At 63.5% G+C, this 15,338-nt stretch carries 14 protein-coding genes and 1 pseudogene; 8 read left to right on the top strand and 7 right to left on the bottom strand.

Going from position 1 to position 15,338, the window contains the following annotated elements; all coding sequences use genetic code 11:
* Window positions 1-812: pseudogene (locus KBZ07_RS07150) on the bottom strand (site-specific integrase); the annotation flags it as partial.
* Window positions 813-934: 122 nt separating this feature from the next.
* On the opposite strand from KBZ07_RS07150, the gene hemH reads away from it, so the two are divergent.
* The 5 genes from hemH to KBZ07_RS07175 all read left to right on the top strand — a co-directional run bounded on the left by hemH (window position 935) and on the right by KBZ07_RS07175 (window position 5,257).
* On the top strand, window positions 935-2,110 hold the full coding sequence (hemH, locus tag KBZ07_RS07155; protein WP_254930964.1) for a ferrochelatase: 1,176 nt from the start codon (window positions 935-937) through the stop codon (window positions 2,108-2,110).
* Window positions 2,111-2,120: 10 nt separating this feature from the next.
* On the top strand, window positions 2,121-2,729 hold the full coding sequence (locus KBZ07_RS07160) for a M23 family metallopeptidase (protein ID WP_254930965.1): 609 nt from the start codon (window positions 2,121-2,123) through the stop codon (window positions 2,727-2,729).
* 142 nt (window positions 2,730-2,871) lie between these two features.
* Window positions 2,872-4,644: a biosynthetic-type acetolactate synthase large subunit gene (ilvB, locus tag KBZ07_RS07165; protein WP_396121829.1), complete on the top strand. Its 1,773-nt coding sequence runs from the start codon at window positions 2,872-2,874 to the stop codon at window positions 4,642-4,644.
* 50 nt (window positions 4,645-4,694) lie between these two features.
* Complete coding sequence (locus tag KBZ07_RS07170; RefSeq protein ID WP_315860144.1) at window positions 4,695-5,030, top strand: nuclease; 336 nt, start codon at window positions 4,695-4,697, stop codon at window positions 5,028-5,030.
* Window positions 5,031-5,050: 20 nt separating this feature from the next.
* A complete protein-coding gene (locus KBZ07_RS07175; protein ID WP_254930967.1) occupies window positions 5,051-5,257 on the top strand; it encodes a GIVxVP protein in 207 nt (68 codons plus the stop codon).
* Between the two features lie 23 nt (window positions 5,258-5,280).
* Here KBZ07_RS07175 and KBZ07_RS07180 read toward each other — a convergent pair whose 3' ends face one another.
* Window positions 5,281-5,721 (bottom strand): hypothetical protein, encoded by a 441-nt coding sequence (locus KBZ07_RS07180; RefSeq protein ID WP_254930968.1) that lies wholly within the window; start codon window positions 5,719-5,721, stop codon window positions 5,281-5,283.
* Window positions 5,722-5,868: 147 nt separating this feature from the next.
* Here KBZ07_RS07180 and ppsA point away from each other — a divergent pair, with 147 nt between their 5' ends.
* Complete coding sequence (ppsA, locus tag KBZ07_RS07185) at window positions 5,869-8,289, top strand: phosphoenolpyruvate synthase (RefSeq protein WP_254930969.1); 2,421 nt, start codon at window positions 5,869-5,871, stop codon at window positions 8,287-8,289.
* A 17-nt stretch (window positions 8,290-8,306) separates the two neighbouring features.
* Here the strand turns inward: ppsA and KBZ07_RS07190 are convergent, their stop codons facing one another.
* Window positions 8,307-9,419: a metallophosphoesterase gene (locus KBZ07_RS07190; RefSeq protein ID WP_254930970.1), complete on the bottom strand. Its 1,113-nt coding sequence runs from the start codon at window positions 9,417-9,419 to the stop codon at window positions 8,307-8,309.
* A gap of 244 nt (window positions 9,420-9,663) precedes the next feature.
* Here KBZ07_RS07190 and KBZ07_RS07195 point away from each other — a divergent pair, with 244 nt between their 5' ends.
* Window positions 9,664-11,367, top strand: a complete 1,704-nt coding sequence (locus KBZ07_RS07195) for an NAD(P)/FAD-dependent oxidoreductase (RefSeq protein WP_254930977.1) — start codon at window positions 9,664-9,666, stop codon at window positions 11,365-11,367.
* Here the strand turns inward: KBZ07_RS07195 and KBZ07_RS07200 are convergent.
* From KBZ07_RS07200 to KBZ07_RS07215, 4 genes are all read right to left on the bottom strand, one after another.
* The gene (locus KBZ07_RS07200) at window positions 11,306-11,668 is read right to left on the bottom strand and encodes an AbrB family transcriptional regulator (protein ID WP_254930971.1); all 363 of its coding nucleotides are present in this window, start codon (window positions 11,666-11,668) and stop codon (window positions 11,306-11,308) included. The two genes, KBZ07_RS07195 and KBZ07_RS07200, sit on opposite strands and share 62 nt — an antisense overlap.
* Before the next feature lie 104 nt (window positions 11,669-11,772).
* Window positions 11,773-12,588: a peptidoglycan editing factor PgeF gene (gene pgeF, locus KBZ07_RS07205; protein WP_254930972.1), complete on the bottom strand. Its 816-nt coding sequence runs from the start codon at window positions 12,586-12,588 to the stop codon at window positions 11,773-11,775.
* Window positions 12,589-12,597: 9 nt separating this feature from the next.
* Entirely contained in the window at window positions 12,598-13,482 is an 885-nt protein-coding gene (locus KBZ07_RS07210; protein WP_254930973.1) for a Tab2/Atab2 family RNA-binding protein, read from the bottom strand.
* The gene (locus tag KBZ07_RS07215; protein WP_254930974.1) at window positions 13,479-14,762 is read right to left on the bottom strand and encodes a S1 RNA-binding domain-containing protein; all 1,284 of its coding nucleotides are present in this window, start codon (window positions 14,760-14,762) and stop codon (window positions 13,479-13,481) included. Before KBZ07_RS07215 ends, KBZ07_RS07210 begins: the two co-directional genes overlap by 4 nt.
* Before the next feature lie 49 nt (window positions 14,763-14,811).
* Here KBZ07_RS07215 and KBZ07_RS07220 point away from each other — a divergent pair.
* A partial coding sequence (locus KBZ07_RS07220) for a creatininase family protein (protein WP_254930975.1) occupies window positions 14,812-15,338 on the top strand: 527 nt, incomplete at its 3' end.

The raw sequence follows: 15,338 nt of genomic DNA on the forward strand, positions 1-15,338 counted from the left end.
GTGGCCATCAAGCCGTAGGCCAGGCGCCAGGCCGGATTGGGGATCTGCTCGGCCCACAACAAAATCTGAGGATCACCCGGAAGCCGCCGGAACTGGGCCGCATGTAGGCCATAACCAGCAGCCCTCTCACTCCAGTTATCGGGCAGGTCGAGCTCAAAGTGGCGAGCCAGGGCGGCCAGGGCGGTGCCGCACTGCTGGCGGCTGCGACTGCTGGCGGCGTAGCTCTCTAGCGCCATTTCGAGTAGGGGCAGACCCAAGGGCAGGTCGCGCTCGGCCGCAACGGCCGCCAGGCGCCTCAGGTAGGGCAGGTAGGCGCTGCTCCAGGTGGTGCGACAACCGGCAGGGTTGCGGCGGCGGCGGGGATCGGCAAAAAATGCTGCCTCAAAAGCTGCCAACCCCAGCAAATCGTCCGCGGCGGGCTGAGTAGCTGCCGGCAACCATGAAGTTGAGGGTGAAGGTGAAGGTGGCTGAGCTTGTTGAACCCCCCAGGCACTCCATGCGAAGCGCCCTTGCTGCAGCTGACGCAACACCTCTTTAAGCCGCTCCCTAGCCAGCTCAAGACCAGCAGTATCGGCAGGCAGCCCGAGGCTGATGCGCTGCACAGGGTGGCGGCCCGAGCCCCGGCGACAGGGAAGGGGTCCGCGCAGCCCCAACCTTTGGCCGCGCAGCTCTATGCGCAAGGAGACTCCCGCTTGGGCTAGGGCTTGGTTTGCCTGGGCGAGACCGATCTGCAAGTTGGCCAAGGCTTCAGTGGAGACTGCTGAGCTGGCATCTGCCCTAGCCAGATCCACCTCCACCGCTGCTTTTGCCATGGGCCCAGCACAGAGGCTGACGTTGCAGCACACAACTTGACGTTATCGATCCTGCGCCTTGGTCGCTAGGGGAGGAGCGGCAGCGTTACGCTCTGATCCTCTGAGCCGCGTGGAACGAGAGCATGGCCAAAGTTGGCGTGCTGCTGCTGAACCTCGGTGGACCCGAGCGTATCCAGGACGTTGGCCCGTTTCTTTACAACCTGTTTTCCGATCCGGAAATCATTCGGTTGCCCAATCCAGCCCTACAAAAACCGTTGGCCTGGTTGATTAGTACCCTGCGGGCTGGTAAGTCCCAGGAGGCGTACCGCTCCATCGGTGGTGGTTCGCCGCTGCGGCGTATCACCGAGCAACAGGCCCGCGAACTGCAGAGCGAACTGCGCACTCGCGGCATCGAAGCCACCAGCTATGTGGCGATGCGCTACTGGCATCCCTTCACCGAGTCGGCTGTGGCCGACATCAAGGCCGACGGGGTTGAGGAGGTGGTGGTGCTGCCCCTCTATCCCCACTTTTCGATCAGCACCAGCGGTTCGAGTTTCCGCGAGCTGCAACGGTTGCGCCAGGCCGACAGTGGCTTTTCCCTGCTGCCGATCCGCTGCATTCGCAGCTACTACGACGACCCCGGCTACGTGGGTGCCATGGCTGGCTTGGTTGCCCGCGAAATCCAGGCTTGCCCCGAGCCCTCAAAAGCCCATGTGTTTTTTAGTGCCCATGGGGTGCCTAAGAGCTATGTGGAGGAGGCGGGCGACCCCTACCAAAAAGAGATCGAAGCCTGCGCCCAGCTGATCATGGAGCGACTTGATAGTGATCTGGGCTTCGCCAATCCCTTCACGCTCGCCTACCAGAGCCGGGTAGGTCCGGTGGAGTGGCTTAGGCCTTACACAGATGATGCCCTGCAGGATCTCGGCGCCGCTGGCATCAAAGATTTGGTGGTTGTGCCGATCAGTTTCGTCAGCGAGCACATTGAAACCCTCGAGGAGATCGATATCGAATACCGGGAGATAGCTACCGAGGCAGGCATCATCAATTTCCGGCGTGTGCCAGCCCTAGACACCACCCCGGCCTTCATCAACGGCTTGGCCGATCTGGTGCAGCAGGCCATGGCTGGGCCCGAGGTGAACCTCGACCAAGCCGCCGAATTGCCCAGCAAGGTGAAGCTCTACCCCCAGGACAAATGGGCCTGGGGTTGGAACAACAGCTCTGAAGTTTGGAATGGGCGCTTGGCGATGGTGGGATTTTCCGCTTTCCTGCTGGAGCTACTCAGTGGAAAGGGACCCCTGCATGTGCTGGGCCTGCTCTGAGCGCCCTCTAATGCAGAGCCGTCTAATGCAGGCCGGACTTACCGCGGCGGCGGTCTTGTTCAGCGGCAGCGCCTGCCTGCTGCTGTCCAGCTCTGCGGGGCTGGCCCAGAGTCGCTGGCAGATGGGAGTTTTCCCCGTCACCAGCTTCCTGGCTTACACCAGCCATTTCGGTACCCGCACCGGCCCCTGGGGTCGGGTAGAGCCCCATTACGGCCTTGATATCGCGGCGCCCATGGGATCGCCGATCCGCAACTGGTGGGCTGGCTCAGTGCAGGACGTGATCAACGACGGAGGCTGCGGCTTGGGGCTGGTGATTCGTTCGGGCGATTACGAGCACATCTACTGCCATTTGTCCGGCCGGGTTTCTGGCGGCACCTACAGCAGTGGTCAGGTGCTGCTGCGCCAGGGCCAGGGCGTACGCACGGGGCAACTAATCGGCCATGTGGGCATGAGCGGCCGCACTACTGGTCCACACCTGCATTGGGGCATGCGCCATGGCGGCCGCTGGCTAGACCCAGCCCAGATCCTGCGAGCTATGGCAGCCGGCAGGCGCCAGCAACCGGGGCGGGCAACGGCCCCGAAAGCGCCGCCGGCAACTAAGGTTGCCGTAATCCGTTAACCGCCAAGTTGATTGGCCTTCAGCAGCCGTGACGCTGACGCCCCTCGCCTCTGCGGCCCAGTCCGCTACCGCCACAACCATTGGTGATGACACTGCTTCTGAAGCTTTTGCTCCTCAGCGAGTAAACGGCGGCTATGCCCTTATGGACGCCCTGCATCGCCATGGGGTGCGCCACATCTTTGGCTATCCCGGCGGCGCGATCCTGCCCATCTATGACGAACTGCACAAGGCAGAGTCCCGTGGCTGGTTGAAGCACATCCTGGTGCGCCATGAGCAGGGCGGCACCCATGCGGCCGATGCCTACGCGCGAGCCACCGGCGAAGTTGGCGTCTGCTTTGGAACTTCGGGGCCTGGCGCCACCAACCTGGTCACCGGCATCGCCACCGCCCAGATGGACTCGGTGCCGATGGTGGTGATCACCGGGCAGGTGCCGCGGGCCTCGATTGGCACCGACGCCTTCCAGGAAACCGACATCTTCGGCATAACCCTGCCGATCGTGAAGCACTCCTGGGTGGTGCGCGATCCCCGCGATATCGGCAGGATCGTGGCTGAAGCCTTTTTGATTGCAGCCAGTGGCAGGCCCGGCCCTGTGCTGATTGACGTGCCCAAGGACGTCGGTCTGGAGGAATTTGACTACACGCCGGTGGCTCCGGGCTCGGCGATCCCAGCTGGATTCAAGTTGCCACCCAGCCCCGACCCCGAGGCCGTTGCCGCGGCTCTGGCCTTGATCCGCCAAGCCCGTCGCCCCCTGCTCTACGTCGGTGGCGGAGCCATCAGCAGCGGGGCCCATGGCGCCGTGAAACAGCTGGCCGAACGCTTCCGCCTGCCTGTCACCACCACCTTGATGGGTAAGGGAGCCTTCGATGAGAAGCACCCTCAATCTGTGGGCATGCTCGGCATGCACGGCACCGCCTATGCCAATTTCGCAGTCACAGAGTGCGATCTGCTGATTGCCACCGGTGCCCGTTTCGATGACCGGGTCACAGGCCGGCTGGATGGCTTTGCGCCCCGGGCCCAGGTGATCCACATCGATATCGACGCGGCTGAGATGGGCAAAACTCGCCTACCCGATGTGGCCTTGGTGGCCGATGTCCAGGCCGCGCTAGCAGCCCTTCTGGCTGCCTCAGCCCAGGACAGCTCGGAGGGCCGCACCGAGGCCTGGTTGCAGCGCATCGACAGCTGGAAGCAGAACTATCCCCTGGTGGTGCCCGATCCGGAGGGAGACATCGCCCCCCAGGAAGTGATTGTCGCCCTGAGGGAGCTGGCACCGGATGCCTTCTACACCACAGATGTGGGCCAACACCAAATGTGGGCAGCCCAATTTCTACACAATGGCCCCCGGCGCTGGATCAGCTCGGCGGGCCTTGGCACGATGGGTTTCGGCATGCCCGCAGCCATGGGCGTGCAGACCGCCTTCCCCGATGAGCAGGTGATCTGTGTTGCCGGCGACGCCAGCATCCTGATGAACATTCAGGAACTGGGCACTCTCAGCCAATACAACCTGCCGGTGAAGGTGGTGGTAATTAACAACGGCTGGCAGGGCATGGTGCGCCAGTGGCAGGAGAGCTTCTACGGAGAGCGCTATTCGGCCTCGGAAATGACCAATGGCATGCCGAATTTCGCAGCTCTAGCGGAATCCTTCGGCGTTCGGGGCGTGCGCATCGATGAACGGGCCAACCTGCGCCAGCAACTGCAGGAGGCCCTTGACCATCCCGGTCCTGCCTTCATCGATGTCAAGGTGCGCCGCAACGAGAACTGCTATCCGATGGTTCCCCCCGGCGCCAGCAACGCCCAGATGGTGGGGCTGCCATCCCATCCGGAGCTTGCTATCGACACGAGCCGCCATTGCCACTCCTGCGGTAGCACCACCGAAAGTGCCCACCTGTTCTGCCCCAGCTGCGGCGCCAAGCTTTGAGATGGCTCGCCGCATTGCTGGCGCTTTTACTGGTGTGGCCTGGAGCCGCCTTGGCGGCAGAGGTGCTGCAGGTGCGGGGGGCAACCCTGCTGCAGCTAGGCGACCAAAACCGTAGCTACACGGTGCAGCTGGCCTGTGTGGAGGTGCCTGAAGCTCAGCAGGCTGAGGCAGTGGCCTGGCTTCGCCAAGCCGTTCCTCGCCACACCCGCGTCAATTTGCGGCCGATGGGCCAAAACCAGGGTGTCCTGTTGGCAAGGGTTCAGCCGCTTGCTCCCGTGCGTGGCAGCACAAACCAAGCAGCAGATCTGGGCAACGGATTAATCGCAGCTGGTCTGGCCCAAGCCGACTCGCTCGCCAGCGCCGACTGTGCCAACGTCGCAGCCTGAATGAGGCCACTTATCTGCCCATGAGTCTGAATCGCACCGCCAAGGGCATCGTGCTGGTGCCCTCCCTGCTGCTGGGGGGAGCCTTCCTGGCGGCGGGGGTATGGAGTGAGGGCCCCGCGGCGAGTAATAAAACCTTGGCCCTTAGCTTGGGCGGATTGCTGATGGCGGCTGGGCTACTCGCCCAACTCCTACCGGAGAGCAAGCCAGAGTCTTCCGACTCCGACTGATCTCCAGTCAAAGGGCAAGCTCTTTACTTCTTGGGCTGGGCTTTGGAGGCCTGGGCTGTGTACTGGGCGATCACTTCGTCCACAAATTTTTTGTCGTCGGCGGTGATCTTGGCGTAACAGCCCTGCTTAACCCGTCCCACAATCTGCACAATGCTGCCGTTGACAATCTGGGCGGCTTCAAGCTTGCCGCTGCCAGCTATCTGACCGCCATGGGCAGCGGTCACCACGTAGGTGATCGCCTTGGCATTGGAGATAACGGCGTTTTGCACGGCCAATTTCTGCTCTACCGCCAGCTCACAGACGTTGACGGCGGCGGCGAGAGCCAGATCGTTCATGGTCTCCAGGCTGACTGGCTTGGCCGCAGCGGCGGCGGCCCCAGGCGACTGGGCGAAGACAGGAGCTCCCAGCAGAGTGGTGGTACTTAGGGCGGAAGCAGCGATCCAGGCGAGGGAAAAGCGAGACACAGAAACTTGCGAGCAACGAAAAAGCTTCACCCCACTGTGCCACCTATTTCGAACCAGCGGCAGGGGGTGTGGGGCCTGCATCGCTGGCTTCCAGTTAAGACAACGCCCCAAGAAGGCGCCAGATTCAGGGTGGCTGCCAACTTACCCATGCCAACTACCCGTGCCAACTGCCGCGAACTGCTCGTCGTGCCGTTCGCGGCAGTTGGCATCGGGGCGATCGCCGAGGTGGGCGGCAAAAACGCCTCCCTAGGCGAAATGATCCGCGAGCTCGCGGGCCAGGGTGTGCGGGTGCCTGGAGGCTTCGCCACCACAGCCGCCGCCTACAGCCACCTTCTGCGCAGCAACGACCTAAGAACTCCACTGCAGGATCTACTCCAAAACCTGGATGCTGATGATCTCGGTGCCCTGCAGGCCGCCGGCAAAGCCGCCCGGAACCTGCTGCTGAACACCACCTTGCCCGCCGACCTCAGCGAAGCGATCCTGGCCGCCTATCGAGAGCTGGCAACACTAGATGGCGTTTTGCCAGCGGTAGCAGTGCGCTCGAGCGCCACAGCCGAAGACCTGCCCGATGCCAGCTTTGCTGGCCAGCAGGAGACCTTCCTCAATATTCAGGGCGAAGCTGCCCTGCTGCAGGCCTGCCGGCGTTGCTACGCGTCGCTGTTCACCGACCGGGCCATCTCCTACCGCCAGCTCAATGGTTTTGATCACCTCGAGGTCGCCCTTTCGATCGGTGTGCAGCGCATGGTGCGCTCCGATCTGGCCTGCGCCGGGGTGATGTTCAGCATCGACACCGAGACAGGCTTCCGCGACGCGGTGCTGCTCACCGCCGCCTACGGCCTCGGTGAAAACGTTGTGCAGGGCGCCGTTAACCCCGATGAGGTGCTGATTTTTAAGCCAACGCTTGAGCAGGGCTTTGCGCCGATCCTCAGTAAGCGACTGGGCAGCAAGGCGATCCGGATGGTGTATGGGGAAGCGGGGATAACCGTGACAAACGAGCCCGTGCCGGAAGCCGAGTGCAACCGCTTCGCCCTCAGCGATGACGAGTGCCTCACCCTGGCCCGCTGGGCCTGCCAAATCGAGCGTCACTACAGCGCTAAGCGTGGCGCCCCCACGCCGATGGACATCGAGTGGGCAAAAGATGGCCTCACAGGCGAGCTGTTCATCCTCCAAGCCCGTCCGGAAACCGTGCAGTCGCGGCAGCAGCAGGCGGTGCTGCGCAGCTGGCACCTGGAGCCCCATCAGGCGCAAACCCTGGTGAGCGGCCGCGCCATCGGCGCCTCGGTGAGCAGCGGCGTAGCCCGGGTGATTAAGGATCCCGGCGAAATCAGCCGTTTTGAGGCTGGCGACCTACTGATCACCGAACGCACCGACCCCGACTGGGAACCAATCCTCAAACGAGCCAGCGGCGTGGTGACCGACCAGGGCGGCCGCACCTGCCATGCGGCGATAATTGCCCGCGAGATGGGCATTACGGCCATCGTCGGCACCGGCGATGGCACCCAGCGCATCCATGACGGCGACGCCATCACGATCAGCTGCTGCGAAGGCGATGTCGGCCGGGTGTACCGGGGCAACCTGCCGTTCAGCGTCACGGAGCAGGCCATTGGCGATCTGCCCGTCACCCGCACCCAGATCTTGATAAGTGTGGGCAATCCGGAGGAGGCCTTCAACCTTGCGGCCATTCCCTGCGACGGGGTGGGCCTGGCCAGGCTGGAGTTCATCATCGCCAATCACATCAAGGTGCACCCGTTGGCCCTGCTCCAGCCTGAGCGGGTTGCTGACGCCGAGCAGCGGCAGCAGATAGCCCGGTTAACGGCCGGCCACACCAGCCCCGCCGAGTACTACGTGGATCTACTGGCCCAGGGCATGGCCCGCATTGCAGCGGCTTTCTATCCCAGGCCGGTGATCCTGCGCTTTTCCGATTTCAAGAGCAATGAATACGCTCGCCTGCTTGGGGGAGCTGCGTTTGAACCCAACGAGGAGAACCCGATGCTCGGCTGGCGGGGCGCCTCCCGCTATTACGCCCCCGTCTTCCGCGCTGCTTTTGCCCTCGAATGCCAGGCCCTTAAACGGGTACGCGATGCCATGGGACTCACCAATGTGATCCCGATGGTGCCTTTCTGCCGCACCCCCGAGGAGGGGGATCGGGTGTTGGCCGAAATGGCCCGCTCCGGCCTGGTGCGGGGTGAAAACGGGCTTGAGGTGTATGTGATGTGCGAGCTACCAAGCAACGTGATCGCGGCAGAGGCGTTTGCCGAGCGCTTCGATGGCTTCTCGATCGGCTCCAACGACCTCACCCAGCTCACCCTGGGGCTGGATCGCGATTCAGCCTTGGTGGCTGAGTTGTTTGACGAGCGCCATCCGGCCGTGAAGGCCATGATTCGCCTGGCAATCCAAAGCGCCAAACGCTGCGGCCGCAAGATCGGCATCTGCGGCCAAGCCCCCAGCGACTACCCCGATTTCGCTCGCTTCCTGGTGGAGGAGGGCATTGATTCGATCAGCCTCAACCCCGACGCCGTGATCGCCACCCGCCTGGAGGTGGCCAGGATCGAGGCCAGCTTGGCCTGAGCCGCCAACCGCATCTCTCAGCCGATCCGCCGCAGCGGCGGTCCCTGACTGGGTTGAATCTGGGCCGGTAGCTGCTGGCTGCTGATCGACTCCAGGGTGGTCATGTTGTAGCTGGTGTAGGTCGTGCGTCCCGCGCCATCACCCTGGGGCCAGAAGGCATCGATCACGGTGAGGGTCTGCACCGGAGCCGTGCTGTCCTGCAGCCGGCGGCGCGGACCGCTGCCCAGGGCACCGAGGTTGAGCAGGTCCAGTTGACCCACCCGGCCTGGGAAGAAGGCGTGATGGTGGCCGCTGATGTAGGCATGGGCGCCGGTGCGCTCCAGCAACTGGCGCAGGGACTCGCTCTGCTGCAACACTTCGCCAGGCCGGTCCCGGCCCTCTCCTACGGCCAGCAGCGGCAGGTGGCCAAGCACCAGCCGCAACCGGGCCGATTGGGCCTCGGGGCTGCGCAGCTGGCGCTCGGCCCAGGCCACCTGTTCGGCGGGCAGGGCGGCCGAGGAGGCATCCCACACCAGCAGGAAAAGGTCGTGCTGACGCACGCTGTAAGCGAAGGGAAAGCGGCTGGCATCAACAAACTTCAACCCCAAGGCATTCTGCTGGCCGCGCCAATAACGCTCGGCCTCCTGGCGATCGAGCTCAAATATGTAGTGGCCCCCAGAGCGGGCGGAAGAGGCGTCGTGGTTGCCCATGGTGATCGCCACCGGCAGCCCAGCCCGCTCCAGAGGTGCCAGCAGTTGGCGATGGAAGGAGGCCCACATGGCGCTGAGGTGTACCCGGCTGAGGCCCTGCTTCTGGCCCGCCACCATGTCGCCGCCGCAGAGCACCAGATCGGGTTTCCAGCTGGGGATCAGTTCAACGGCCCGCAGCACCTCCGGCAGGTAGCTGGTGGAGCCGTAGCTGCTGTTGAGATCGCTGATCGCCACCAGGCGCAGGTCGCCCCGGGGCGGCAGCAGCGGTTTGGCACCGCCTCTAGGGGCGGCAGTGGCCTCAGGGCTCAGGCCTGAGGCCGCAAGGGCGGCTACTCCCAAGCCAGCCAAGCTGAGGAAGCCACGTCGGGAGACGAACGCACCAGGCCAGGTGACCATCGGCCAGGTGAGGTTCTTCGGCGTGCTGCGCTGGAACATGCCCATGGTTTAGCGCCCCGCCTAGGCAGACAGACGCCAGAGCAAGGTGCCGTGGGCCGTGGCTCGCAGCACACAAAGGACCGCCAGGGCCATGCAAAGGGGGCAGTGGGTAATCGACAAAGAATCGACGCCGCATCGACCTCCAGCCTGGCAGCCCAATTCAATTTCAGGCGCAGTGGAGCCAAGACTGCTGAAATAACGCCATGAATCAGCGCCCGGCTCCCGTGCAGGCGCCCCCTTGGAGTCGGTAGTGCTGCGCCTGAGCGAATTGAAGCTGCCCCTCGACCACAGCGAGGCCGACCTGGCGGCGGCAGTGCTGAGGCGCCTGCGGCTCGCCCCCGATCAACTACTTGGGTTGCGGCTGGTTAAGCGCAGCGTTGATGCCCGCAAGAGCGCGGCGATCACCATCGTTTACAGCCTGGATTTGGATTTGGACCTTGATGCCCGTGCCGAGGCCCGGCTTCTAAAGCGCTTTGCCGGCGACCCCCATCTGCGGCCCTGCCCCGACACGACCTATCACCCCGTCGTAAGCGGAGCCAACGCTGGAAAGCTGCGACCAGTGGTGGTGGGAGCTGGTCCCTGCGGCTATTTCGCGGCCCTGCTGCTGGCCCAGATGGGGTTTCGTCCCCTACTGCTGGAGCGGGGCAAGGCGGTCAAGGAGCGCAGCGCCGACACCTTCGGCTTTTGGAAGGGGAGCGCTGACTTCAATCCCGAATCAAATGCCCAATTTGGCGAGGGTGGGGCTGGCACCTTCTCCGACGGCAAGCTTTACAGCCAGGTGAGCGAAGCCAAGCCCTACGTGCGCAAGGTGCTGGAGGAGCTAGTTGCCGCAGGCGCTAACCCTGACATCCTCACCCTGCACCACCCCCACATCGGCACCTACAAACTGGCCACGGTGGTGCGGGGGTTGCGGCAGCGAATCGAGGCCCTAGGGGGCGAGGTGCGCTTCGAGTGCCGGGTAGACGGCCTGGAGCTAAATCCCGTGGACCGCTCCATTCAGGGTCTGCAGCTCGATAGCGGCGAACGAATTGCCGCCACCCAGGTGGTGCTGGCCCTTGGCCACAGCGCCCGGGACAGCTTTGAGATGTTGAAAACCGCCGGCGTGGCGATGCAGCCCAAGCCTTTTGCCGCTGGTCTACGCATCGAACACCCCCAGAGCCTGATTGACAGGGCCCGCTGGGGGCAGGCCGCCGGCCACCCCCGCCTGGGCCCAGCTGAATACAAGCTGGTGCATCACTGCCGTGAGACAGCCAACTTGGGCCGCAGTGTCTACAGCTTTTGCATGTGCCCGGGGGGATTGGTGGTGGGGGCTACCTCGGAGCCAGGTCGAGTAGTTACCAATGGCATGAGCCAGCACACCCGCAATGAACGCAATGCCAACAGCGGCATCGTGGTGGGTATCGAGCTAGCCGATCTGACGCCCTATGGGGAAAGAGACGACGATCCCCTCGCCGGCGTTGCTTTTCAGCACTATTGGGAGGGGCGCGCCTTTGTTACAGGCGGATCTAACTACCAAGCACCTGCCCAGCGGGTTGGAGATTTCCTCGCCAACCGCTCAAGTGAGGGCAGTGGCGGAGTGATTCCTTCATACCAACCAGGAGTTTGCTATGGAAATTTGGCTGGCTGCCTACCGGAGTTCGTGCTGACAGCTATCCGAGAGGCCCTGCCCGCCTTCGATCGCCGCATTCCAGGCTTCCTAATGGGCGATGCCCTGCTCACCGGTGTAGAGACCCGCACCTCGTCGCCCGTGCGGCTACCCAGAGACGAAATAACCCTGGAGTGTGGTAACACCCCAGGGTTATACCCAGCCGGCGAGGGAGCTGGTTATGCCGGCGGAATCCTCTCGGCAGCAATTGATGGCATCAAAGTGGCCGAACAGGTAGCCCTGTCGATCACTCTTCCTCGTCCTCAGCACCCAGTGGTACCAAGCGAATCTGTTTGCGACCCAACTTGATTTCGAACTCATCGCCAGGCTTGAGGTCAAGCATGCCCGTATAAGCCTTGCCGACCATCAAGTTGCCGTTGAACTGGACCTTGGTGTTGAAGCTGAGTTTTCGGCCGCCCTTCCCGGTTTTGGCTGCACTGCCAAAATCGACTCCCTTGGCATTTAAGAGAGCCTCGTAGAAGGCTGTGAAGTTCAGCCGTTCCGAACCATCTTTTTTGTGGGAGACATAGCCGCAAGCGCGAACCAAGTCAGACTTGCTCACATCCCCGAGTTCTTTGACCTTGGCGAGGAGGTCGACACCAGTAAGCATTGATCATAATTATGCAACTTCTGCATTATTGCGCAGAAACAGGCCCGAATGCAAGCTACGCGGCTTTGATTGAAGGCGAATCCAGCTCGAAACAGCGCCAAGATTCAAGCCTGAGAAACAATGCCGCTCCACTGCACCGCCTTCACCTGATCGCGCCGCCAGGAGTGAAAAAGCAGTGGTTCGCTGGCTGTGCAAAGAGGGCAGCGGCCAATTTGCGCCGTGGGCACCCCAAGTCGCTCCAGTTGGAGCTGGGCGGCAAGGCGAATATCAAGGCGGTCTTTCATAGGGTTTGGATCGGCCTGCAGAGCGCCGCACTGACGCAACTGCTCAAGCAGAACAGGCAGCAAAGACGCATCAGGGGCGGCGGCTAGAGACGCCGCAACCTGTTCAGACACCAGCCGCTGCACTTGGTAGGAGCCACCGCCGATCGCTGGTCCTAGGGCCACCAGCAGCTCGGCCGGCCGACTGCCTCCATCCACCAGCTGCTGCACGGCGCGCTCGAGGATGCCTCCAGCCACACCGCGCCAACCAGCGTGGCAAGCCGCCACCCGGCCAGTAGCGGGATCAGCAATCAGCACCGGGGTGCAGTCAGCGCCACAAGCCCAGAGGCTTTGGCCGCCGGCATCACTAATAAGACCATCGGCCTCGGGAAAGGGATCGGCGCTGGCCTGGCTGGCTGGCAAAACCAAGGCGCTGTGCACCTGACGCAGACGGTGCACACTCACCCCAGCGCTCAAATAAGCCGCCAGCACCTCAGGCCCCCGTCCCTGCCATTGACGTGTAAAGAAGCCATGCTCAAACGACTGGAGCAGGTCGCACTGGAGGTAGTAGCCGCCATAGGTACCTACCCAGGTCCAACCGGGCAAGGGATTGAAGTCCCGGTCGGGACGATCAAAGGGGGGATCAACCGCTTCGGCCATCGTGGGGAATCAAGCGTCGGGAAGATCGCGCAGCAACCAGAAGCCCTCAAAGCGCTGGTCCTGCTCGCTGGCTTGAACGGCAAGGAACTGAAGGCCACCGGCCTGCTCTCGGGCGGCAGCAAAAGCCGCAGTGGCCACCTCTGCCTCCTCAGCCGGCAAGTTGGTGAGCAGCCAGCGATCCTCAAGGCCTGCCTCAAGCACTAGCTGCGGGCCACTGATCTCAAGCCGCACGGGTTCGAGCCCAGCCAGCCAGCCGGCCAGGGCCAGGGCCCTGGTGGAGCTGAATAGGCGAATGCCCGGCACCGGCAGTTCGGCAGCCCCCGCCTCTGGTAGGGGTACGAGGCCCGCAAAGCCAACCTCCCACTCCGATGCAGCGGCTAGGACACCCAAGGGCAAGGTGGCCCAGGCCCAGCTGTCGCCCCGCGCCTCTTCCGGCAAGGGCACCGCAATCGGTCGCAAAGCCTGGGGGGGCGGTGCTAGCGGGCCCGCCATGTAGCCGGGCTCCTGGGGATACACCAGGCGCTCCCGCTCCTGCAGCCAGTTGACTAGGGCGTAGGTACGGCGGCTGGGCACCAGCTCCAATCCCAGCCCCTCAGCAGCCCGCTGCACCATGGTGCGCATCGAGCCACGCCAGCAGCGCAGCCGCCGAGGCGGCCCAAAACCCTGGGAGGCAGCACCAGCCAATGCTGCCTCCAGAGCCTCCCTCAGCCAGATCGAATTAACGCTGGTGGCAGGGCAGGCCTGGGCCCAGCGGAAGGATTCGCTCGCTACCTCCCCTGGTCCGGGCACCTCAGGGGTGGAACAAATCAGCAGCTCCCAGCGCTTTTTGCCATCTTCTTCAAGGATGGGACGGGAGTAGTAGTCGAGCTCCCAATCTGGAGCGGCCTGCTTCATCCGGCCCCTTGTTCTTGCTGGCGCAGCACGGAGCGGGCCCGGTTGGCCCGATCTGGAGCCTCAGCCATCACCTTGTCGCGATCGATCAGCAGTTCACCGGGCTGTCCCTCGAGAAGGGCGGTATTGAGGGCGATGCGGCCCCGGCCCGGATCCAGCTCGGTGATCAGGGCCTTGACCCGGTCTCCCTGGCCAAAAACCTCACGCAGGTCCCGCAGCTGACCACCACTAATTGCCGATTGATGCAACAAACCGCTCACACCGCCTAGATCGACAAACAAGCCATAGGGCTTAATTGCCACCACCTGGCCTTCGACCAGCTGACCCACCTCCAGGTTTTGGAACAGGGCTGCAGTGGCAGCTTTCTTCTCCGACAACACCAACTTGCGGGTCTCTGGATTGACCTCTAGGAAAGCGGCACCAAGGGTCTTACCCACCAAAGCCTCATGGTTTTCGCCCTCCTGCAGCTGGGAACGGGGGATGAAGCCGCGCAATCCCTCAAGTTCACAGGTGACACCACCTCGATTGAAGCCGTTCACTTTGACCTGCACCACCTTGCCCTCCTTCTCCAGGAGCCTCACCTTCTCCCAGCTCTGGCGCAGGGCCAAGGCACGGGCGCTGATGGTCACCATGCCATCGGCGTTTTGCTCACCGGTGACGAGCACATCCACCTCCAGCCCCTTCGGAAAGGTCTCCTTGAGGTTGGTGATCACCCCCAGGCCGCACTCTTTCTTGGGCATGAAACCCGGCGCCTTGCCGCCGATATCCACGTAAACGCCATCGCTTTCGACACCGATCACGGTGCCGCGCACCACCTCTCCAGTGGTGCCATGGGGCTCGTGGTCGTCGAGAGCCGCCAGAAAGGCTTCTTCGTCAAAGTCGAAATCGTCGACGCTCCGCGCCGCGGGCTTGGTGCTGGGCTCTCCGGCAACAGCAGCCTTGGGAGCCCGCTTCTGACTCGGGTCAGGGCCCAGCAGGTCGGCCATGGTGAGGCCCTCCATGGACCCCAGGTCAAACAGGTCGTCGTCGTTTCGGACAGGAGTGCTGGCAGGTGCTGCAACCCGGTTAACGGGAGCGAGCTGAGCGGGAGCCTGGGGAGCTGCGGCAAGCGCAGGTTCAGTCGCAGACGACTGCGGGGCTGGCTCGTCCTTGCGGATCATCAACACCTGGGGCGGCTTACGCAGGGGCGCCAGAGGCTGGGGGCGTGCAGGCACTGGGCGCGCAGGACCAGGGGGCACGGGCCGGGATGAGGATGAGGGCGGTTGACTGCCGGTACCGGCCATCTCCACTAAGGGCTGAGAGCCCCACACTGTAGTGATCAGTCCTCAAAAAATGCCCCAGCAGCGCCACCTTGAGCAGCTGGCCTGGCCGCAGGTTCAGGAGCTTGCAGCCCAGCCAGGAAGCACGGTTGTCTGGCCCTGGGGGGCGGTCGAGCAACACGGCCCCCAACTGCCGCTCGGAACGGATGGCCTGTTTGCTGAGCGAGTGCTGGACGCAGTTTTGGCAGCGCTGGAGCCAAGCCTGCCCATCTTGCGGCTGCCGCTGCAGAGCATTGGCTTCTCCCCAGAGCACCGTGGTTTCAGTGGCACCATCAGCCTCCCCCCCCAGGTCCTGATCGAGCAACTGGTGGCCGTAGGCCATGAACTTGCCGGCACAGGTTTTCAGCGGCTGGTGTTGTTTAACGGACACGGAGGCCAAATATCACTGCTTCAGACCGCCGCGCGCCAGCTGCGGGCGGAGCGGCCCGCGCTAGCCGTGCTGCCCTGCTTTTTATGGAGTGGTCCCGAGGGGATCGCCGAGCTCATCCCCGAGCCGGAGCGCTCCGACGGGCTGCACGCGGGCCTGGCGGAAACCAGCCT

This window comes from Cyanobium sp. BA20m-14, from assembly GCF_024346295.1.